Origin of the sequence: Paenibacillus sp. FSL R10-2748 (genome assembly GCF_038005565.1) — a bacterium.
GTDB lineage: Bacteria > Bacillota > Bacilli > Paenibacillales > Paenibacillaceae > Paenibacillus > Paenibacillus polymyxa_B.
Window position 1 is genome coordinate 102166 of record NZ_JBBOTK010000003.1, and the last position, 16408, is coordinate 118573.

15 protein-coding genes and 1 pseudogene are annotated in these 16408 nt (G+C 42.8%); 9 read left to right on the forward strand and 7 right to left on the reverse strand.

Going from position 1 to position 16408, the window contains the following annotated elements:
• Positions 1-149 precede the first annotated feature (149 nt).
• Positions 150-1073 (forward strand): AraC family transcriptional regulator, encoded by a 924-nt coding sequence (locus NSS66_RS10390; protein WP_068939247.1) that lies wholly within the window; start codon positions 150-152, stop codon positions 1071-1073.
• 69 nt (positions 1074-1142) lie between these two features.
• On the opposite strand, the gene nudK is transcribed toward NSS66_RS10390, so the two are convergent.
• Positions 1143-2105 (reverse strand): GDP-mannose pyrophosphatase NudK, encoded by a 963-nt coding sequence (gene nudK, locus NSS66_RS10395; protein WP_023991075.1) that lies wholly within the window; start codon positions 2103-2105, stop codon positions 1143-1145.
• Between the two features lies 1 nt (position 2106).
• Positions 2107-3291 (reverse strand): MerR family transcriptional regulator, encoded by a 1185-nt coding sequence (locus NSS66_RS10400; protein ID WP_340958903.1) that lies wholly within the window; start codon positions 3289-3291, stop codon positions 2107-2109.
• A gap of 123 nt (positions 3292-3414) precedes the next feature.
• On the opposite strand from NSS66_RS10400, the pseudogene NSS66_RS10405 reads away from it, so the two are divergent.
• A pseudogene (locus NSS66_RS10405) lies at positions 3415-3763 on the forward strand (histidine phosphatase family protein); the annotation flags it as partial.
• Positions 3764-3855: 92 nt separating this feature from the next.
• Here NSS66_RS10405 and NSS66_RS10410 read toward each other — a convergent pair.
• Both NSS66_RS10410 and NSS66_RS10415 read right to left on the reverse strand, forming a co-directional pair.
• Entirely contained in the window at positions 3856-4923 is a 1068-nt protein-coding gene (locus NSS66_RS10410; RefSeq protein WP_075154988.1) for a DUF4367 domain-containing protein, read from the reverse strand.
• Positions 4884-5474, reverse strand: coding sequence for an RNA polymerase sigma factor (locus tag NSS66_RS10415; protein ID WP_023991071.1), 591 nt, complete (start codon positions 5472-5474; stop codon positions 4884-4886). The genes NSS66_RS10410 and NSS66_RS10415 overlap by 40 nt, the downstream gene beginning before the upstream one ends.
• Positions 5475-6154: 680 nt before the next feature.
• Here NSS66_RS10415 and NSS66_RS10420 point away from each other — a divergent pair.
• Positions 6155-7234 (forward strand): elongation factor G, encoded by a 1080-nt coding sequence (locus NSS66_RS10420; RefSeq protein WP_226887728.1) that lies wholly within the window; start codon positions 6155-6157, stop codon positions 7232-7234.
• 63 nt (positions 7235-7297) lie between these two features.
• On the opposite strand, the gene NSS66_RS10425 is transcribed toward NSS66_RS10420, so the two are convergent.
• The 3 genes from NSS66_RS10425 to NSS66_RS10435 all read right to left on the reverse strand — a co-directional run bounded on the left by NSS66_RS10425 (position 7298) and on the right by NSS66_RS10435 (position 10400).
• Entirely contained in the window at positions 7298-8743 is a 1446-nt protein-coding gene (locus tag NSS66_RS10425) for a DEAD/DEAH box helicase (RefSeq protein ID WP_023991069.1), read from the reverse strand.
• A 402-nt stretch (positions 8744-9145) separates the two neighbouring features.
• Positions 9146-9592, reverse strand: a complete 447-nt coding sequence (locus NSS66_RS10430) for a GNAT family N-acetyltransferase (RefSeq protein ID WP_160788352.1) — start codon at positions 9590-9592, stop codon at positions 9146-9148.
• A 226-nt stretch (positions 9593-9818) separates the two neighbouring features.
• A complete protein-coding gene (locus tag NSS66_RS10435; protein WP_023991067.1) occupies positions 9819-10400 on the reverse strand; it encodes a TetR/AcrR family transcriptional regulator in 582 nt (193 codons plus the stop codon).
• Between the two features lie 318 nt (positions 10401-10718).
• Between NSS66_RS10435 and NSS66_RS10440 the strand changes: the two genes are divergently transcribed.
• The 6 genes from NSS66_RS10440 (at position 10719) to NSS66_RS10465 (ending at position 16319) form a co-directional block, all read left to right on the forward strand.
• Entirely contained in the window at positions 10719-11780 is a 1062-nt protein-coding gene (locus NSS66_RS10440; protein ID WP_340958904.1) for an LLM class flavin-dependent oxidoreductase, read from the forward strand.
• A 24-nt stretch (positions 11781-11804) separates the two neighbouring features.
• Complete coding sequence (locus NSS66_RS10445; protein WP_338533009.1) at positions 11805-12743, forward strand: alpha/beta hydrolase; 939 nt, start codon at positions 11805-11807, stop codon at positions 12741-12743.
• 323 nt (positions 12744-13066) lie between these two features.
• Positions 13067-14023, forward strand: a complete 957-nt coding sequence (locus tag NSS66_RS10450) for an endo-1,4-beta-xylanase (RefSeq protein ID WP_340958905.1) — start codon at positions 13067-13069, stop codon at positions 14021-14023.
• Between the two features lie 240 nt (positions 14024-14263).
• The gene (locus NSS66_RS10455) at positions 14264-14815 is read left to right on the forward strand and encodes a TetR/AcrR family transcriptional regulator (RefSeq protein ID WP_075154982.1); all 552 of its coding nucleotides are present in this window, start codon (positions 14264-14266) and stop codon (positions 14813-14815) included.
• Positions 14815-15186, forward strand: coding sequence for a DMT family transporter (locus NSS66_RS10460; protein WP_071558016.1), 372 nt, complete (start codon positions 14815-14817; stop codon positions 15184-15186). The genes NSS66_RS10455 and NSS66_RS10460 overlap by 1 nt, the downstream gene beginning before the upstream one ends.
• A gap of 245 nt (positions 15187-15431) precedes the next feature.
• Positions 15432-16319 (forward strand): class I SAM-dependent methyltransferase, encoded by an 888-nt coding sequence (locus tag NSS66_RS10465; protein WP_023991061.1) that lies wholly within the window; start codon positions 15432-15434, stop codon positions 16317-16319.
• Positions 16320-16408 lie beyond the last annotated feature (89 nt).

The following is a 16408-nucleotide window of genomic DNA, read 5'->3' on the forward strand; positions in this document are numbered from 1 at the left end:
GCCCTTTGTTGGCCTTGCAAGTAAATTTTAAGTAGAATTCGCTTGAGACAGGTAGACCGATCAAGTCCAATTCTTGCCTAATCCTATTCGGCGTGCATATAATTAGCACATCAATATTAGCGTTCAACGGAAAGGACGGTGAAGCATGAATGATTTCGTCTCCTCCCCCCTCTGATATTTCTACGAATCTACAAGAACTGATTCATTTAATTCATCAACATGCGTCTTCGGATGGTACGTTTGTCTCGTCTGTGCCAGGACTTTATTTCAGACGTGCAAGCGATGTGTCCGAGCTGAATCATACGGTCCATATGCCCTCCCTGTACGTGGTTGCACAAGGCTCAAAGACAGCAATGCTGGCTGGAGAAAACTATGTGTACGATCCAACAACTTACATGGTCACATCAGTTCAGCTTCCCGTAACTGGTAAAATAACTCAGGCCTCGTCGGAGCTCCCTTATCTAAGTCTTCAATTATCCATTAGTCCAGACGTCATTTTGGATATTATCAAGAAGAGTCCTCCTCAATGTAACGTAAAGACTGGACGCGGCATACTGGTGAGCCAATTTGATCCTCTGCTGCTTGATGCGCTGCTTCGGCTTGTCAGACTTTCGGATACGCCTGCGGATATTCAGTTTCTTGCGCCGCTTATCACGCACGAGATCCTTTATCGTGTATTACAAGGTGAGCAGGGGGCTTTAATCAGGCAATTTGCCGTAGTTGGTAGCTATGCACATAGCATCTCCAAAGCGATCCATCTGATAACCCGCGATTACTCTAAGCCTCTTGTGATTGAAGAATTGGCGAAGGAAGTAAATATGAGCCCTTCTTCCTTACATAAGCATTTTAAAAAGGTAACGGCTATAAGTCCTCTGCAGTATCAGAAGGCCATTCGACTGCAGACTGCACGCCGCTTGCTGCTCTCGGAGGGAGTGGAAGCCGCCAATGCAGGCTTTCGCGTTGGCTATGAGAGCCCTTCGCAGTTCAGCCGGGAATATGGACGCATGTTTGGGCGTCCACCGATGAGTGATGTTAAACATTTGCGCAATTCCCTTAGTGTCTCAGTTGATTGAGAGATTCTTCGGGTGATCCGTGGAGGAGGCCCAGAGCAAGTTGTCTTTGGTCTGGTCAAAGAGGATATATCACACCAACGGAAGTTCGTCGAGCCGTTCGTAAATCAACAATCCTTTCTCTTTCGCCACCCTTACCATTTCATCGGCACCCTGAGAAGGTCCTCCAACTCGAAGCACGGCGTTACAGCAATCAAGCAGGCGAATGGAAGACGGATGAAAGATTCTGTTAAAAGTCTCGTCTCCCAAAGCAGTGGAACCAGCTGTCGCGATAAGGGGCAAAGCATACCACTCCCCCAGCACCGGCATATGACCAGCCTCGTAAACTTGAAGAGCAATTTCATTCATGTAGTTGACGTTCTTCTCAATTAATACATGATCATCATTCGTTCCAGATCGATACGGGCCTGCGATAAGGATATGAAGCGGTTTCGATTTCACTTTTAAGAGACCCTTGATCTGAGCGTATTGGAGCAGCATTATTGTCTTGGCGTCACGAATCTCGCCGCTTTCGACCATGTTTAGCACTTGAGCAAACGGAAGTTCCATTACTTCAATGTTTTCCTGCTCCTCCTCAAGGCCACCACCGTCACCCGTTGTCATATCTTCACTATACTCGGCTACATAGAAGTGCAGGATTTCGGTTACGGAGCCCGGTGACATATAGGCCTCGCCAACTTTCTGCACACGGTCGATACGGTATCCCGTCTCCTCCTCCGTCTCCCGAAGAATACCTTCTTCCGGTGTTTCTTTATCGAGTAGTCCTGCACAGGTTTCGATAAGCATCCCAGTTTCATTGCCGTTCCGATAAGTAGGCATCCGGAACTGTCTGGTCAGTACAACGGTTTGTTTGTGCTGATTATAGAGCAGGATCGTTGCGCCGTTGCCGCGATCGTACACTTCACGGGATTGTGTCTCCCATTGTCCATTATTTTTTTCAAACTCGAATGTGACCTTATTTAAGATGTACCAGTTATCCGATAGAAGCTCCTCTTTTACAATCCGTACTCTTGGGTGATACTGTTGTGACTTCATCTCATTTCCTCCCTAGAAAGATTCCGTTCTCTTTAGTCATTTCGAGAGTTCCGTTCTGCTGCAGAAGCCGATTGACGTGGTCTCGAAACTTGTCAATAGCCGCTCCGACAAGTCGCTCTCTTGCGTTCATCGGAGTCGAGATTATATATTCGATCAGGGGTTCCGCTTCGTCGACCAACAAACAGTCCTCGTATCGAAGCAACCGAAGATCGGAAAAGCAAGAAGACAGCAAGTCCCCTCCGTTATCCAGGTGGAACCGTTTAATAGCATGATCCAACACATGAAGCTCAGGATCGAACGAAACCGCCAAGTGTTCGACCTCTTGTAGGTGTTGAGTGCTCATTGTAGAGGTGCATACTATACCTCCTTGCTTTAAGATACGGTGCATCTCGCGGATTGCTCTAGGGATGTCCGGCACGTGGTACAGCATGTTGTTAGCGATAACCATATCGAATTGCTCTTCATGGAATGGGATCTGTTGCGCGTCAACAGATAAAAACTTAAACTGCGGATTGTTGCTTCCCAAGCGACAACGTGCTTCTTCCACCATCCCGCTTGACATATCGGTAAGCGGGATACGCCAGCTGCTTGGAATTCGTTCGGCGTTTCTTATCCAAAAGGTCCCGTCGCCGCAGCCCAACTCGAGAATGTGGGCTCCCGGTTGGACCTCCAGTTGTTCAAAGATCCAACGATGCCAGCCTTGGGGATTTGTACTGTACTTGTCGTAAAGATGTATCCGCGTTTGCAGGCGGTTCGCCGTCCGATATTGCTCCCCCCAATTTTGCTCACTCTGCACGGTTTGAATAACATCCGCCAAATGGTTCCAATCGGAGCCATAAGCCGACATTTCCATAGCATCTCGTATTGCATGTACTACGTGCTCTGTATGAGCAATTTTCTTTTGTAAAACATCGAGTTGTGCTTGCAACGAGTGTCTGATCTCTCCGTTGGATGGCGACTCTGCATCTAAAATGTCCATTATTGTTTGAAGCGATAACCCTAGATACTTCAACATCTGAATTCGCTGTAGTCTTTCCATATCTTTCATGTTGTACAGTCTTATGGATCCAGTGCGATGACCTCCTGGACTCAGAAGTCCAATTTGGTCGTAATATCGCAATGTCCTGACCGTTATCCCTGTACGTTTGGCAAGCTGTCCTGTCGTCAGATAGTTCTCTTTGTCCATCCATTGCTCACATCCAATTGATTGCTCTAGCATGTCGTTCTCAGTCAGTATAGCAAATGACGTAACGTCACCTTCAAGAAAAATTTATGCAATAAGAAACAAGAGAAAACCACCCTAGCAAAAGGTAAAGAAAGAATTTTTTCTAGTGAAGATAACCGAATCCCCGATGATGAATTATTCCCTTTGTTAGATAAGTCATTTTCTGATCCCAACTTTGCTTTAACGGGAGGAGAGTCTAATGCAGTTTGTCAGAACCGAAGTATAACAGTCTTAAAGGAATTGCTAAAAATCTACCGAGGACAGAAAGTCGCATTAGGCACTCATGGAGCTGTAATGACTTTAATGATGGAGTATTATGACAAGCAGTATGATTTGAATTTTTTACTACACATCATCCAAACCAGACGTATACAGAATGGAATTCAATGATCAGGAATTAGTTGAGGTAAAAAGATTGTGGAACATGCCGTAATAGTTTGTGAGGAAAAGGTATAAGGACTATTCTTCAAAGAGAGACCACCCTTAAAAAAGGGATGGTCTCTCTTTGAAATTTTTCTTTTATAGCTATTGCGGTGAACCGTTAAGCAAATCTTCAGCTATTTTTACCAGGTCTTCTTTGCTCAGCGGGCTGTCCTGGTTATCAGATATGTTGTAGTGTAACCGTCTTTTTTCATCGAGCCATCCCAGTCGATTTTTTCCTACCTCCAAGGGCTTGCTTGTTTCGCTTGCTCTGATGTAATAGGCCTTGGTTCCTTTAATCATCAGTTCCTCAGCCGAATCCTGTTCATTTTGCATCACGGTCGTCTTTGTGACTTCGGGAGCGTATTTGGTGACGGTGATGTTTACATAGTCATTTCCTCTCGCATACCGGGCGAGGGTGAAGTCTGACTTGTCCCAGCTCAGCTTTTGAATAAACAGATTTTCACCTTTCGGTGCAGCTTTAGCCTGTTGCGTCAGTTTATCCGTTAAAGCCCGATATTCCTCTTTGTTCATCATCCCAGGATATGCAGCGACTGGGTAGACGTATCCGAAATCAAACCGGTAGCCATTCGGCAGATGAGTGGGACTATGCAACAGCGGAGCTTCTGTCCGCTTGATTTCATCCTGCAGACTGCTGAAGCTAGAAAGTTCAGTCGGCTTGTAGGCAAACAGGACGGGATTTGACGAATTTTGTTGATTCATAGAATCGTCCTTAACGTAATAGGCGGCATACTCTCCAGGCTGTAGACGGTCTGTCACCTCTTCGTTCCACTGTGTGTAGGTGGTTGTATACGTTTTGGAAGCGTCCGTTTCGGCAGGTGTTTTGGCGGTATTTAATACGACATCGCCTTTACTGTTACGGAATTCCAGATATTGCGAAGCGGCGTATCCAGTCACAGAGACGCCCAATACAAAAAGCAAGATCATGATAGGAGCGGTGATGCGCGGCTGAAGACGCATTTTTACAATGAGTCCCTTTTTGGATTTCGCCTTTTGGTAGACCTGTTCCATCACTTTATCAGAGACGTCAAAAGCTTGGATTTTTAGGACACTCTCTGGTTCTGTCAGCATGTCCATGTTTTTTAAGCCTCTGTCTTTTAGATCGGTGTATTTCAGGCCTTGTTCCTGAGTTCTGTCTTGTAATTCACGCATTTTGGGTCCTCCTCTATGGGCTCCATCATTTTTTTGAGCTTTGTTTTTGTTCTGCCGTATTTTTTCTTGATCGCTTCCTCGCTTTTGTTCATAATTTCCCCGATTTCTCCAAACGATTTTTCTTCAAAAATGCGCAGCACCAACAGGTTTCGCTCCTCTGCATTCAGTTGGTCCAATGCCCGGCTCAGCGGTTCACTGAAAAGCTGACGTTCCATAACCTGCGCAGCACTGTCTGAAGTCATGTTAGTTGAGGTGAACAGGGTCATTTTAAATTTGCGCTGTAGTTTCTTCCTGCGAATCAGGTTTAGGCAGTGATGATAAGCCATTTTATACAGCCAGGAGGAGAAACCCACTGTGGGCCTGTACATACTAATTTTCTCGAAAGCACTAACGAAAATATCCTGTACAGCCTCTTCCGCTTCCTGCTCACTGCCTAATATCCGCCAGCAGTACACAAAAATCTGACGCTGATACTCCTTTACAATGTAGGCGTAATCCTGGATCTCGCCAGCTTGGACCCGTTTAATTCTATATTCGATTTCCTCATTCAAAGATTTAGGCACCCCCTCTGATTAAAAAGAAAACTATGTCTGTATAACAAATGAAGAGGACCGAAAGGGACACCTTTTCTAAAATTTTTTAAGTATTAAATCAACTCTCTAAGAGAATACGATAAAGCAGAACAATTATCACCAACGTTGTTGATTTCATAGAGCTTGAATTTTTATTGTGGAAATAAATAGAATGATAAAATATACCTATCAAAAAAGTGGAAATAGATTGTAAAGAAAAAAGGAGATGGAAAATGGGGTTTTATGATAATAGGGGAGTCCAGATGGTGGTTGCAATTTTATTTTGTCTGCTATGGAAAAATACTCTTTATGTAATCATCTCTAATGTCTTGATGTGGATTGTATCAGTACCTATGTGGTGGCTGCTAGTTGAACGTGTGAAAACAGGCCAGGGCGCTGAAACTTTCATTTCGTCGTTACCATTCATTATATTGTTATACATATTTACTGTATTACTACCCGAAATTTTAATTGTTCTATTTAGACATTACATTTTTAATAAGTTTAGACGTCGCAATAGTAAGTAATCTCTGAAACGATTCGGAAGTGTTTTTTCAAAATCGCACGGAAGTTACTCATCGAGAAATAGAAAATATGAAGGAGATATTCCAAGAAGAGTAGGCCAGCTCGTAAAAAAATATGAGAGGATACAGTTTCTTATGAATGAAAGTACTAAGAAATATAATTTTGATAATATGATACGTTATCTTAATGATCAAATGGAGTTACTACCTAACTTAGAATCAAAATACATGGGATTAACAATGCCTTTTCCTCAACAAACTGCGTTACGAAATAGGATTATTGAAAGTATTGAAGCATTAATAAAATACGATCAGGATGTTTGTATTGCTGTTCATTTGAATCAGGCTGATGATAGATCAATTGAATATAAGAAAATAATTTTAATAGGGAATGATTACTTGCATCTTAAGAGAATCATTGATTTTATGGAAAGACAACACATTAAATTAAATATTAAAGACACCTGTATACTCTACAGAGAATATACTGCTGACTTGAATATTCATTTGAAAGGCAATCATTCTAGAATAACAAGTTTAAATGACCTATTTGCAGGAGTCGAAATTCATATTGATCATATTCAGGCTGGAATGGGATATAAATACGAAAATAAACAAGTGGATGAAGATATTATTCATTATTGTTGTCATAAAGATGATGAGGAAGGAAAGGAACTTGGATATCAATTATTTATCAAATCGTTAGATTACTTTTCCAAGAAATTATTAGCTGAAGGATTTGTATTAGGGTATCCTGCTGTAGATTCTAAAATTAAAATAATGAAAGCCTCTTGTACAATGTGTTTTTATCGAGATTATTATTATATTAGTGGAGCACATATATCGCTCAAAAACGCTATGCTGAAAGCAGATTGGCAAATATGCGAACCACTGATGCAGATCCATATGACCTGTAACAAGCTATATTTCGAAGGAAACTCTTTTTTTAGAGAGGTAGAAAATATATATATATTCGAGGACAAAGAGGATTGTAAGTTATCATTTAAATCTAGACTTTCCACAATCATTGAGATTCTAGAAGAGATGTATGACCATAAAAAAGATGTTTTGGACTTCCATATGAAATTGGACAGCTTTGTGCCAATTGAAGATGATACTCAGTTGAAAGAAAAATTTAAAGTCATTTATGATATCGATAAGTGGAAAGATGAATTAAATGATCAAGAGATAAACTCGGCAATTCCGCCCGTATAGCTAACGATAACCATCGGCTATGCTGGGCGGGATTGCCTCACCCTCTTTAATGCAGCGTATCTTCTACTTATTCCCTTTGCGTACCTTTAACAGCTTACCCTTTACGGTCGTATTCTTCATAATCTCAAGCACCAGTGGACCTTTACCATTCAGAATCTCAACATCTGTCGCATAATCCAGAATCGTAATGATCCCGATATCATCTGCGGTGACTCCGTCAAGCTTAGCGATGGTCCCCACGAAGTCGACAGCTCTAAGTTTTTTCTTCTTACCGCCGTTAAAATTCAGCTTCATAATCTGTTGGTTTAGTTGCTCGCGCTTATCTTTTTTGAGTGCGGTTTTTACATGCAGTTTCTGCTCAAAATCTTCTCTACGGAGATCAACAGCCTCTTCTGAGGGGGCCTTTACCTGCGGAATCGCGAATCCAATATATGCTTCAATATCAGCTAATCTTCTGCCATCCTTAGGAGTGATGAGGGAAATGGCTTTCCCCGTTTTGCCAGCACGTCCCGTACGTCCTGTACGGTGAACATAGCTTTCCTTTTCAAGGGGAATATCGTAGTTAATGACATGGGTGATATTCGTGATATCAATCCCTCTGGCGGCAACATCTGTCGCAATCAAGTAACGGAATTGACCCCTTCTGAATGCATTCATTACCTCAAATCGCTCGTCTTGCTCCATGCCACCATGAATGCGATCACATGGATATTCGAGATCAGCCAATGCTCTGAATAATGTATCTACATTCTCCTGCGTACGACAGAAAATAATGCAGCTGTCAGGATTCTCAACAATGAGCAGATCTTGCAGTAGTGCCAGCTTGTCTGACTCCTTCACCTGAATAAGAGAGTGATCAATTGTGGCGGTCGTTATACCAGTCGCTTTAATCTCAATTCTAACAGGATCTTTCATATATTTACGTGACAGTGTGGCTACATCCTCAGGGAAGGTAGCGGAGAATAGCATGGTAACCCGGTCACTAGGCAGCGCTTGAATAATCGACTGGACTTGCTCGATAAAGCCCATATTCAGCATCTCGTCAGCTTCATCAATCACGAGGTAGGCAATCCGATCTAAGGATAGCGTGCCTCGTTCGATATGGTCCAGTACACGTCCTGGCGTACCTACAGCCACATGCGTTCTTTGTTTTAACTCAGCTTTTTGGATATGAAAAGGATGTTTTCCATAAAGGGGTGTTGCTTTTATCCGCTTAAAGCGTCCAATATTCGTGATGTCTTCGGTGACCTGTAACGCGAGTTCACGGGTTGGCGTCAGGATTAAAGCTTGGGGCTTATTCTCATTCCAATCTACTAGCTCACAAATTGGAATACCATATGCTGCTGTTTTGCCGCTACCTGTTTGCGATTTGGCGACAAGATCCTTCTTCTCAAGCGCAACAGGAATAACTTCCGTCTGAATCTCTGTTGGCGTCTCATAGCCCAAGCTATTGAGCGCTCTTACAATTTCTTCACTTAATGCGTAATCTGTAAAATGCTTCTGACTCATTTTCAACCTCTTCTGCGCTGTATTTGAATACCAATACATATATAATGTCATCGTGTATCGAACTTATACTCATCTAGTATACTCTATATCCAGGCTTACTCTAATACATATCCATGTTACTGTTTGTCTAATCGTATCCTTGGAGCGTTTAACGAAGGGCTCGTCCATTTTCTCGTGTATGGTATCTGATGTGTTGGTCGACTGAGCTATTTCGCAATTTAACGACCAACAAACTTTACCCCATATGGATCTACGTTGAACAATTTCATGGAGAATTACTTATCTTCAATTGTATCGGCATTTCCATATCCGCATGCGTGAAAACATGTGTTACGCATAAAGGGCACCAATTAGGTGCCCTTTGAACTGCCGTTAGCGCGGAAAACCGTATCAAAAGTATTGTTACGATGAAAAGTGAACCCAATCTCTCCCTTGGACAGCATCCATTTTTTTAAAGAAAATTTGAGCGCGTTTATTCTCAGTAGAAGTTATCCAGGTCATATGAGCATATCCATAATTTTGTGAGTACTTTTGACATTCTAAAAAAAGCTGTGATTCTACTTCTGTATCTCTAAATGGTTCCAATACAAATAGGTCGTTCATAACTGTGATTTTGTCTGCTTTCATCGTGCTAAAGGTAAAGAATAATGTAGCAAAGCCGATTAATTCTCCATTTTGTTCCGCCACAAATTGTATACCGTTTTGCTGCTCAAAAAGGGTTTGAATCAAATTATGAATTTTTTCGATAGGTGGCCTAGGGTTTTGATAAAAACCAACGATGTATTCATACATTAACTCGGTCAAACTGCTTAAATCATCAGGCTTAGCGTTTCTTATTAAAAATGACATTAGATGTACTCCCTTTTCATTAGTTTTGAATTAATATACATTATAAAGTATATATATGCAAAATTAAGATCAGTGAAAGAATCTTTTGAACTCATGCAAATGCGAAGAAGTATGTAATATGGGCGCGACAAAGGCTGCCGAGAAAATGTATCCAGCAGCCTTTGTTGCGCTGAGGGACATGTGCGTCGAGAATACACCCATTCGTTAAAATTGAATTCACTCCGAATTACTTAAGAAGTGTAAGTGTCACCTCTATCGTGTTATCAATAAATGATCGTTCTGGACGAGACTTTATCATTACGGTCAGTCCAATTAACGATACGACTAGCGCCTGTGATACAGCCTTCGCATTGAGCCCGATCTCAAGCTCACCTGATTGTATACCTCGTTCAATGGTTTCTTGAAATATAACCGATAGGTACATTTGATGTTCCCTTGTAAGAATTTCAAATTTCTCATCATGAGGTGCAAGTTCAACCATTGTATTGATGCAAAAGCATCCTTTTCTAGGGTTTTCTGTATATTCCTCATCTACCACACCTTCAAAAAAAGCTCGAAATGCTTCTTTTACAGATGGTTTGCTTTGAAGCTTGGCTCGGATCAGAGAAGCACGGGACATCATGTATTTGCGCAGCGCAGCTTCGAACAATTCTTTTTTGCCTCCAAAAGTGGAGTATATACTAGGTCGTTGAATTTCCATTCTGGAAGTTAAATCACTCAGCGAGGTAGCTTCATACCCCTTCTCCCAAAATATTTGCATTGCTGCATCTAATACTTTATCTTCGTCAAATTCGCGGATTCGTCCCATAATCAATACCTCTCATTGCTCGTAATTTTATTCTTAACTCAATAACTCTGATTATAATTGTCAGGGTTTTTTATTTGCGTACCAATTAGTATGTTATTATCTTATAATTAGCCCGTTATATTGTCAAATGCAGATTGGTTTATCGCACCAAGGAGATATCAGTATGAGGATAAAACAAAGTATTTTTACTATATTTATTGACAGTATTCTTTTTAATGAGTTATATTTACTGGGAAAAATATATTACCGATCGGTATGATATTTTATCGGTATTTGATTGTCATACAAAGAAAGCTATTAGAATAGGAGAGATGGACCATGGAGATAGGTATTACTTCGTTTGTAGAAACAAAGCCTGACGTTCAGACAGGTGAAGTGATAAGTCACGCACAGCGATTGCGCGAAGTTGTCGAGGAAATTATCCTTGCTGATCAAGTGGGACTTGATGTGTTTGGGGTAGGTGAGCATCATCGGAAGGATTATTCGGCATCTTCACCAGCAATTGTGCTGTCAGCGGCTGCAGCGCAGACGAAACGGATTCGGCTGACCAGTGCAGTCACAGTGCTTTCTTCAGCTGATCCCGTTCGCGTTTTTCAGGATTTTGCTACGCTGGATGGTATTTCGAATGGACGTGCGGAGATTATGGCGGGCCGAGGTTCCTTTATTGAATCTTTTCCACTGTTTGGCTATGACTTGGAAGACTATGATGAGCTGTTTGAACAACATCTGGAATTGCTCCTTAAAATACGGGAGTCCGAAAAAGTAACCTGGAAGGGCGGACATCGGCCAGCGATTCACAATTTGGGTGTGTATCCACGGCCGGTTCAGAATCCTTTACCGATATGGGTTGGCAGCGGGGGCAGGCAGGATTCTGCTATCCGTGCAGGTCTGTTAGGACTGCCCTTGATGCTGGCGATCATTGGTGGAAATCCGATGAATTTTGCACCGCTTGTACAGCTTTATAAGAAGGCAGCAGCGCACGCTGGTCATGACGAATCGCAGCTTAAGGTTGGATCGCACTCGATAGGATTTGTTGGAGAGAATAATGAACGAGCTGCAGATACATATTTCCCTTCTACGATGGCAGGTATGAATAGATTAGGCAGGGAGCGGGGCTGGGCGCATTATGATCGTTCCAGCTACGATGCCGCGCGCAGCTTTGAAGGTGCGCTGTATGTTGGCGATCCTGAGACTGTTGCCCAGAAGATCATTCACCTTCGCAAACATGTAGGTGTTACACGCTTTATGCTGTATGTTCCGTTAAGTACAATGCCGCATGCCGAGGTGATGAAAGCCATTGAGCTGCTGGGAACAGAGGTAGCACCCCGAGTTCGGAAGGAAATAGCCCAGTGGGAAGCGGAGACGGAAAAAAGATTATAAAAACCAAACATAGGAGTGATTCACATGGATTTTGAAAATCGTTTGTACCCAGAATTTAGGTCGGTAATTGCACAATTTCCTGGATTTCAATTGGAAGAAAATTTAGAACTGAGTAGAAGCTATTTGTCGAGTCCTCCCATTGAGCAGTCGAAGCACGTACGCACGACAAGCCGGATGATTCCGAGCGTAGCAGGCGAGATATTAGTTAAAATCTACGAACCTGCCCAGCGAACTGACGTTAGGCTTCCGGCCATGCTGTGGATTCACGGGGGAGGCTATGTGATGGGGCATCCTGATATGGACGATGCTTTGTGCGAACGCTTCGTGCAGGCGGCTAAATGCGTCGTCGTATCGGTCGATTACCGACTTGCTCCCGAGCATCCCTACCCAGCTGCCATCGATGACTGTTATGCCGCTTTGATGTGGATGACCGACGAAGCTGAGCTGCTGGGCATCGACTTAGATCGAGTCGCAATTGCCGGAGCAAGTGGGGGCGGCGGTCTAACCGCAGCACTTGCTTTAATGGCCCGTGACAAAGGCGGGCCAGCCCTCATTTTTCAAATGCCGCTGTATCCGATGATCGATGACCGTAGTATTACGGCGTCAAGTCATGAGATTACGGCCGATAACGCACCATGGAACCGGAAGAACAACTTGGCGGCCTGGAACATGTACTTGGGGGATCGTACTGAAGACACCGAGGTGTCCCTATACGCTGTGCCGTCGAGAGCGGAATGCTTGGCTGGGCTACCGCCGACCTATACGTGCATTGGCCAGCTCGATCTGTTCCGAGATGAGACGATTGAATATGTGACACGCCTTGCCCAAGCTGGGGTAGACGTTGAATTCCATCTGTATCCCGGCACATTCCACAACTTTGAGGGGATGGTTCCGCAAGCAGAAGTAAGCCAACGTGCTAGCCAAAGTTATGTAGATGCAATTGCACGAGCCCTTAATTCTTAAACTATTAAATGGGCAGTCTCCAAAGTGATATGCTTCCAAAAAAGTAGACAGGTTAAATAATAAAACTTGCTACTGTAAGGGGAGCATATCACTTTTTGCAGTAATCTTTTTTGTCGTTTGATACGAGGCTAGATTTTAACCGAAACGATGTGTTAAAGGAGCATCAGGTGTTCAGTCGCCCCGCAATGATGTAAAGTTTTTCGGGTAAAATCTTTACTTTTACATGTAGCGGATAATAACCTTTCATTCTTATAATTGGAAATGTAAGCGATTTATTTAGAGGCGAGGATATTAAAAAACTATACGTATGAGGAGGAGATTGTATGTCGAAATTTAAAGTGGGCAAGTTGGTAAGCGGCTTGGCGTTGGCGGGTGTGTTGTTATCATCAGTTCTGATAAACCCGGCTAGTGCCAGTATGGCGAACGGTGGCAAATTCCTCGGGAATATCATTGCTGGAAGTGTCCCTGCAAGTTTCGGAACATACTGGAACCAGGTGACGCCAGAGAATTCGACCAAATGGGGGTCGGTTGAAGGCAGTCGTAACAACATGAACTGGTCGCAGGCGGATACCGCCTACAATTATGCCCGTAACAATGGCTTCCCGTTCAAGTTCCATACATTGGTATGGGGTGCTCAGGAGCCAGGTTGGATTAGCGGACTGTCGGCTGCTGATCAGAAGGCGGAAGTGACCCAGTGGATTAAAGCAGCAGGCCAACGCTATCCGAATGCGGAGTTTATAGATGTGGTGAATGAGCCCCTGCATCAGAAGCCATCCTTCCGCAATGCCATAGGAGGTGACGGATCGACCGGATGGGATTGGGTCATATGGTCATTCCAACAGGCAAGACAAGCCTTTCCAAATGCCAAGCTGATGATTAATGAATATGGAATTATCAACGATCCCTCGTTAACCGACCAATATGTCAATATTATTAATCAGCTCAAGAGCAGAGGCCTGATTGACGGTATTGGTATTCAATGCCACCAGTTTAGCATGGACACTGTCTCAGTTAACACGATGAACACTGTACTGAACAAGCTAGCGGCAACAGGATTGCCAATCTATGTGTCGGAACTGGATATAACTGGCGACGACAACACCCAGCTTGCCAGATACAAGGAGAAATTTCCGGTATTATGGAAGCATTCCGCGGTGAAGGGAGTTACGCTCTGGGGATACATCCAGGGGCAAACCTGGATATCGAATACACATCTGCTGAACTCAAATGGCACGGAACGTCCCGCACTCCAATGGCTGAGACAATATGTGCAGAGTTAAGCTATAGGTGGCACTTAAAACCCAACAGATGCGAAATTTTTCCGAATGTCTGGGCTGGGTAGATATTTATTTGACGAAGTCTTGGCTGAAATGTTATACGCCCAAGGCTTCTTTTTATTTAGCTTAAACCTAACGTATCAAAACCTAATCCAACTCAATTAGGCTTACATACCCAATCTATAACTTTAACCCACTTGAAATAAAACCGTCTGGACGGTATAGTAAAGAGGGGTGATCAATATGAATACAACTAAAAAAACATTAAAAAGAGAATTAATTCTTAAAGCGGCCTCCATGATTGTGCACGAAGAAGGAGTAGAGAAGTTAACGTTAGAAGCGGTGGCTAAGAAAGCGGGAATAAGTAAAGGAGGATTGCTTTACCATTTTCCGAATAAGGATGAATTGGTTTTGGGAATGGTTGAGCAACTATCGACCAGCTTTGTCTCCGAATTTAATGAGAGAGCAGAAAACGATATGCATTCCAAAGGAAGATGGACTCGCGCTTATATGAATACATCATTTTCTGGCGATCGGAATGCAAGTGACCTGTATACCGCTCTTTCAGCAGCACAGTTTACGAACCCTCAAATGCTAAAGTTACTTCAGGACGAGTATGAGAATATCCAAAACAAAATTGAAACCGACGAATTGGATCCCGTTCGTTCCACGATAGTCCGATTAGCTATAGACGGCTTGTGGTTTGCCGAAATGTTTGGGCTTGCTCCTCCTAATGAGGAAATGAGGCAAAAAATGATGGAAGAATTGAAGACATATATAAAGGAGAATGAATAATGGCTTATCTTTTCTTGGCAATCTCTATTGTTGGTGAACTTATTGGAACTTCAATGCTTAAAGCTTCAGAAGGTTTTACCAGATTGTATCCGACTCTATTCACAATTGTTGCGTTTGTGATCTCTTTCTTCTTTATCTCTCTATCCCTTAAGACGCTTCCTTTAAATATGACTTATGCCATCTGGTCAGGTGTAGGGGCTGTTGCTACAACGCTTATTTCAGTATTGATTTGGAAAGAAAAAATCAATACAGGAAGTATCGCAGGTATTGCTTTAATTGTTATTGGCGTGGTGGTACTGAACCTATTTGGTGCAGGACATGGTGAGGCAAAAGCTACAACAGAAGCAACTAGTCCAATCGTTCAAAAATGAGATAAAGATTTTCGGACCGAGGATATAAACACGCTTGAAGGCATAAGGGCATTCGTCGAGAAAGTTCTTGTGCCGCACGGCGTGAGGGTATGAATTTTTAGTCATTTAAATTTTTTTGATTGAATTGCAGATATAATAAGTCTATAATGTCTATTGTAGGGTGTTTCATATTTACCACCATACGGAAGCAAGGTGTAGATATTAGTAGACTTTAAAATCTAATTAGTAGAAGGGAAGTCTAATTAATGACCCAGTCTTTATTTGATCCCGAAGTATGGAAGGCTGCTTGGATAAACGATCCGGAAGCTGGTGTAAATCGAATGCTTAGAGCGGGAACGGTACCGGCTCATTCGTTTGATGATATGGCAAGGGCAAGAAGCTTCCACAAGCAGGCATTTAATGAAGAGGGAATAAAAAGAACAGCCAGAATTATGGGATGGCTAAGGACACAGGGAGTTACCATTAAAGACTCCTCTATCCTAGATATTGGTGCTGCCTCGGGTGTCTTCAGTATTCCTTTTGCAGAGGAAGGGGCAAATGTTACTGCCGTTGAGCCTTCAGGACCGTTGACAGCCTTAATGGAAGAGAGTATTAAGCCATCGATAAAGGAAAACATTAAAATCGTACGGGAACAATTTGAGGAGTTATCTATTGAGACGAACGGATGGCAAAACAAATTTGATCTGGTGTTTGCATCCATGTGTCCAGCCATTTTCGGTTGGGAAATGGTAGAGAAGGCGCTCGCCTGTGCCAGCCAGTTTTGTTACATCAGTACGAGTGCTGGGCCTAAGGAGCATAGTCTGATTCAGGAATTGCGCCCTGTAGTCGGAATAAAAGAGGACCTAGTACAAACGTCAGATATGGCATATATCATCCAACTATTAAATATATATGGCTATTCTTTTCAAACCCTGATTACTCGTGAAACCCAAACGGTAATGATGTCGGTGGACGAGGCGGTAAAACATACATTAGGCTGGTTCTCATTCTTCGGGATGCCGACAGATGAACAGTCATTACAGAAGGCCGAAACTTATTTAAGAAGGACGTACGCAGGAAAGAGAATTCCTGTTCAGCAAGGAGGACGCTTTGGTAAAGTTCTGGTCCGTATAAAGAATCAGCACATGTATTAATCGTTTTGTCATGTAGCTTCTATTTATTCCCCTTGCCCTTCAGAATCTCAACGTCTGTTACATAATATAGACACAAGAGCATTGTGGGG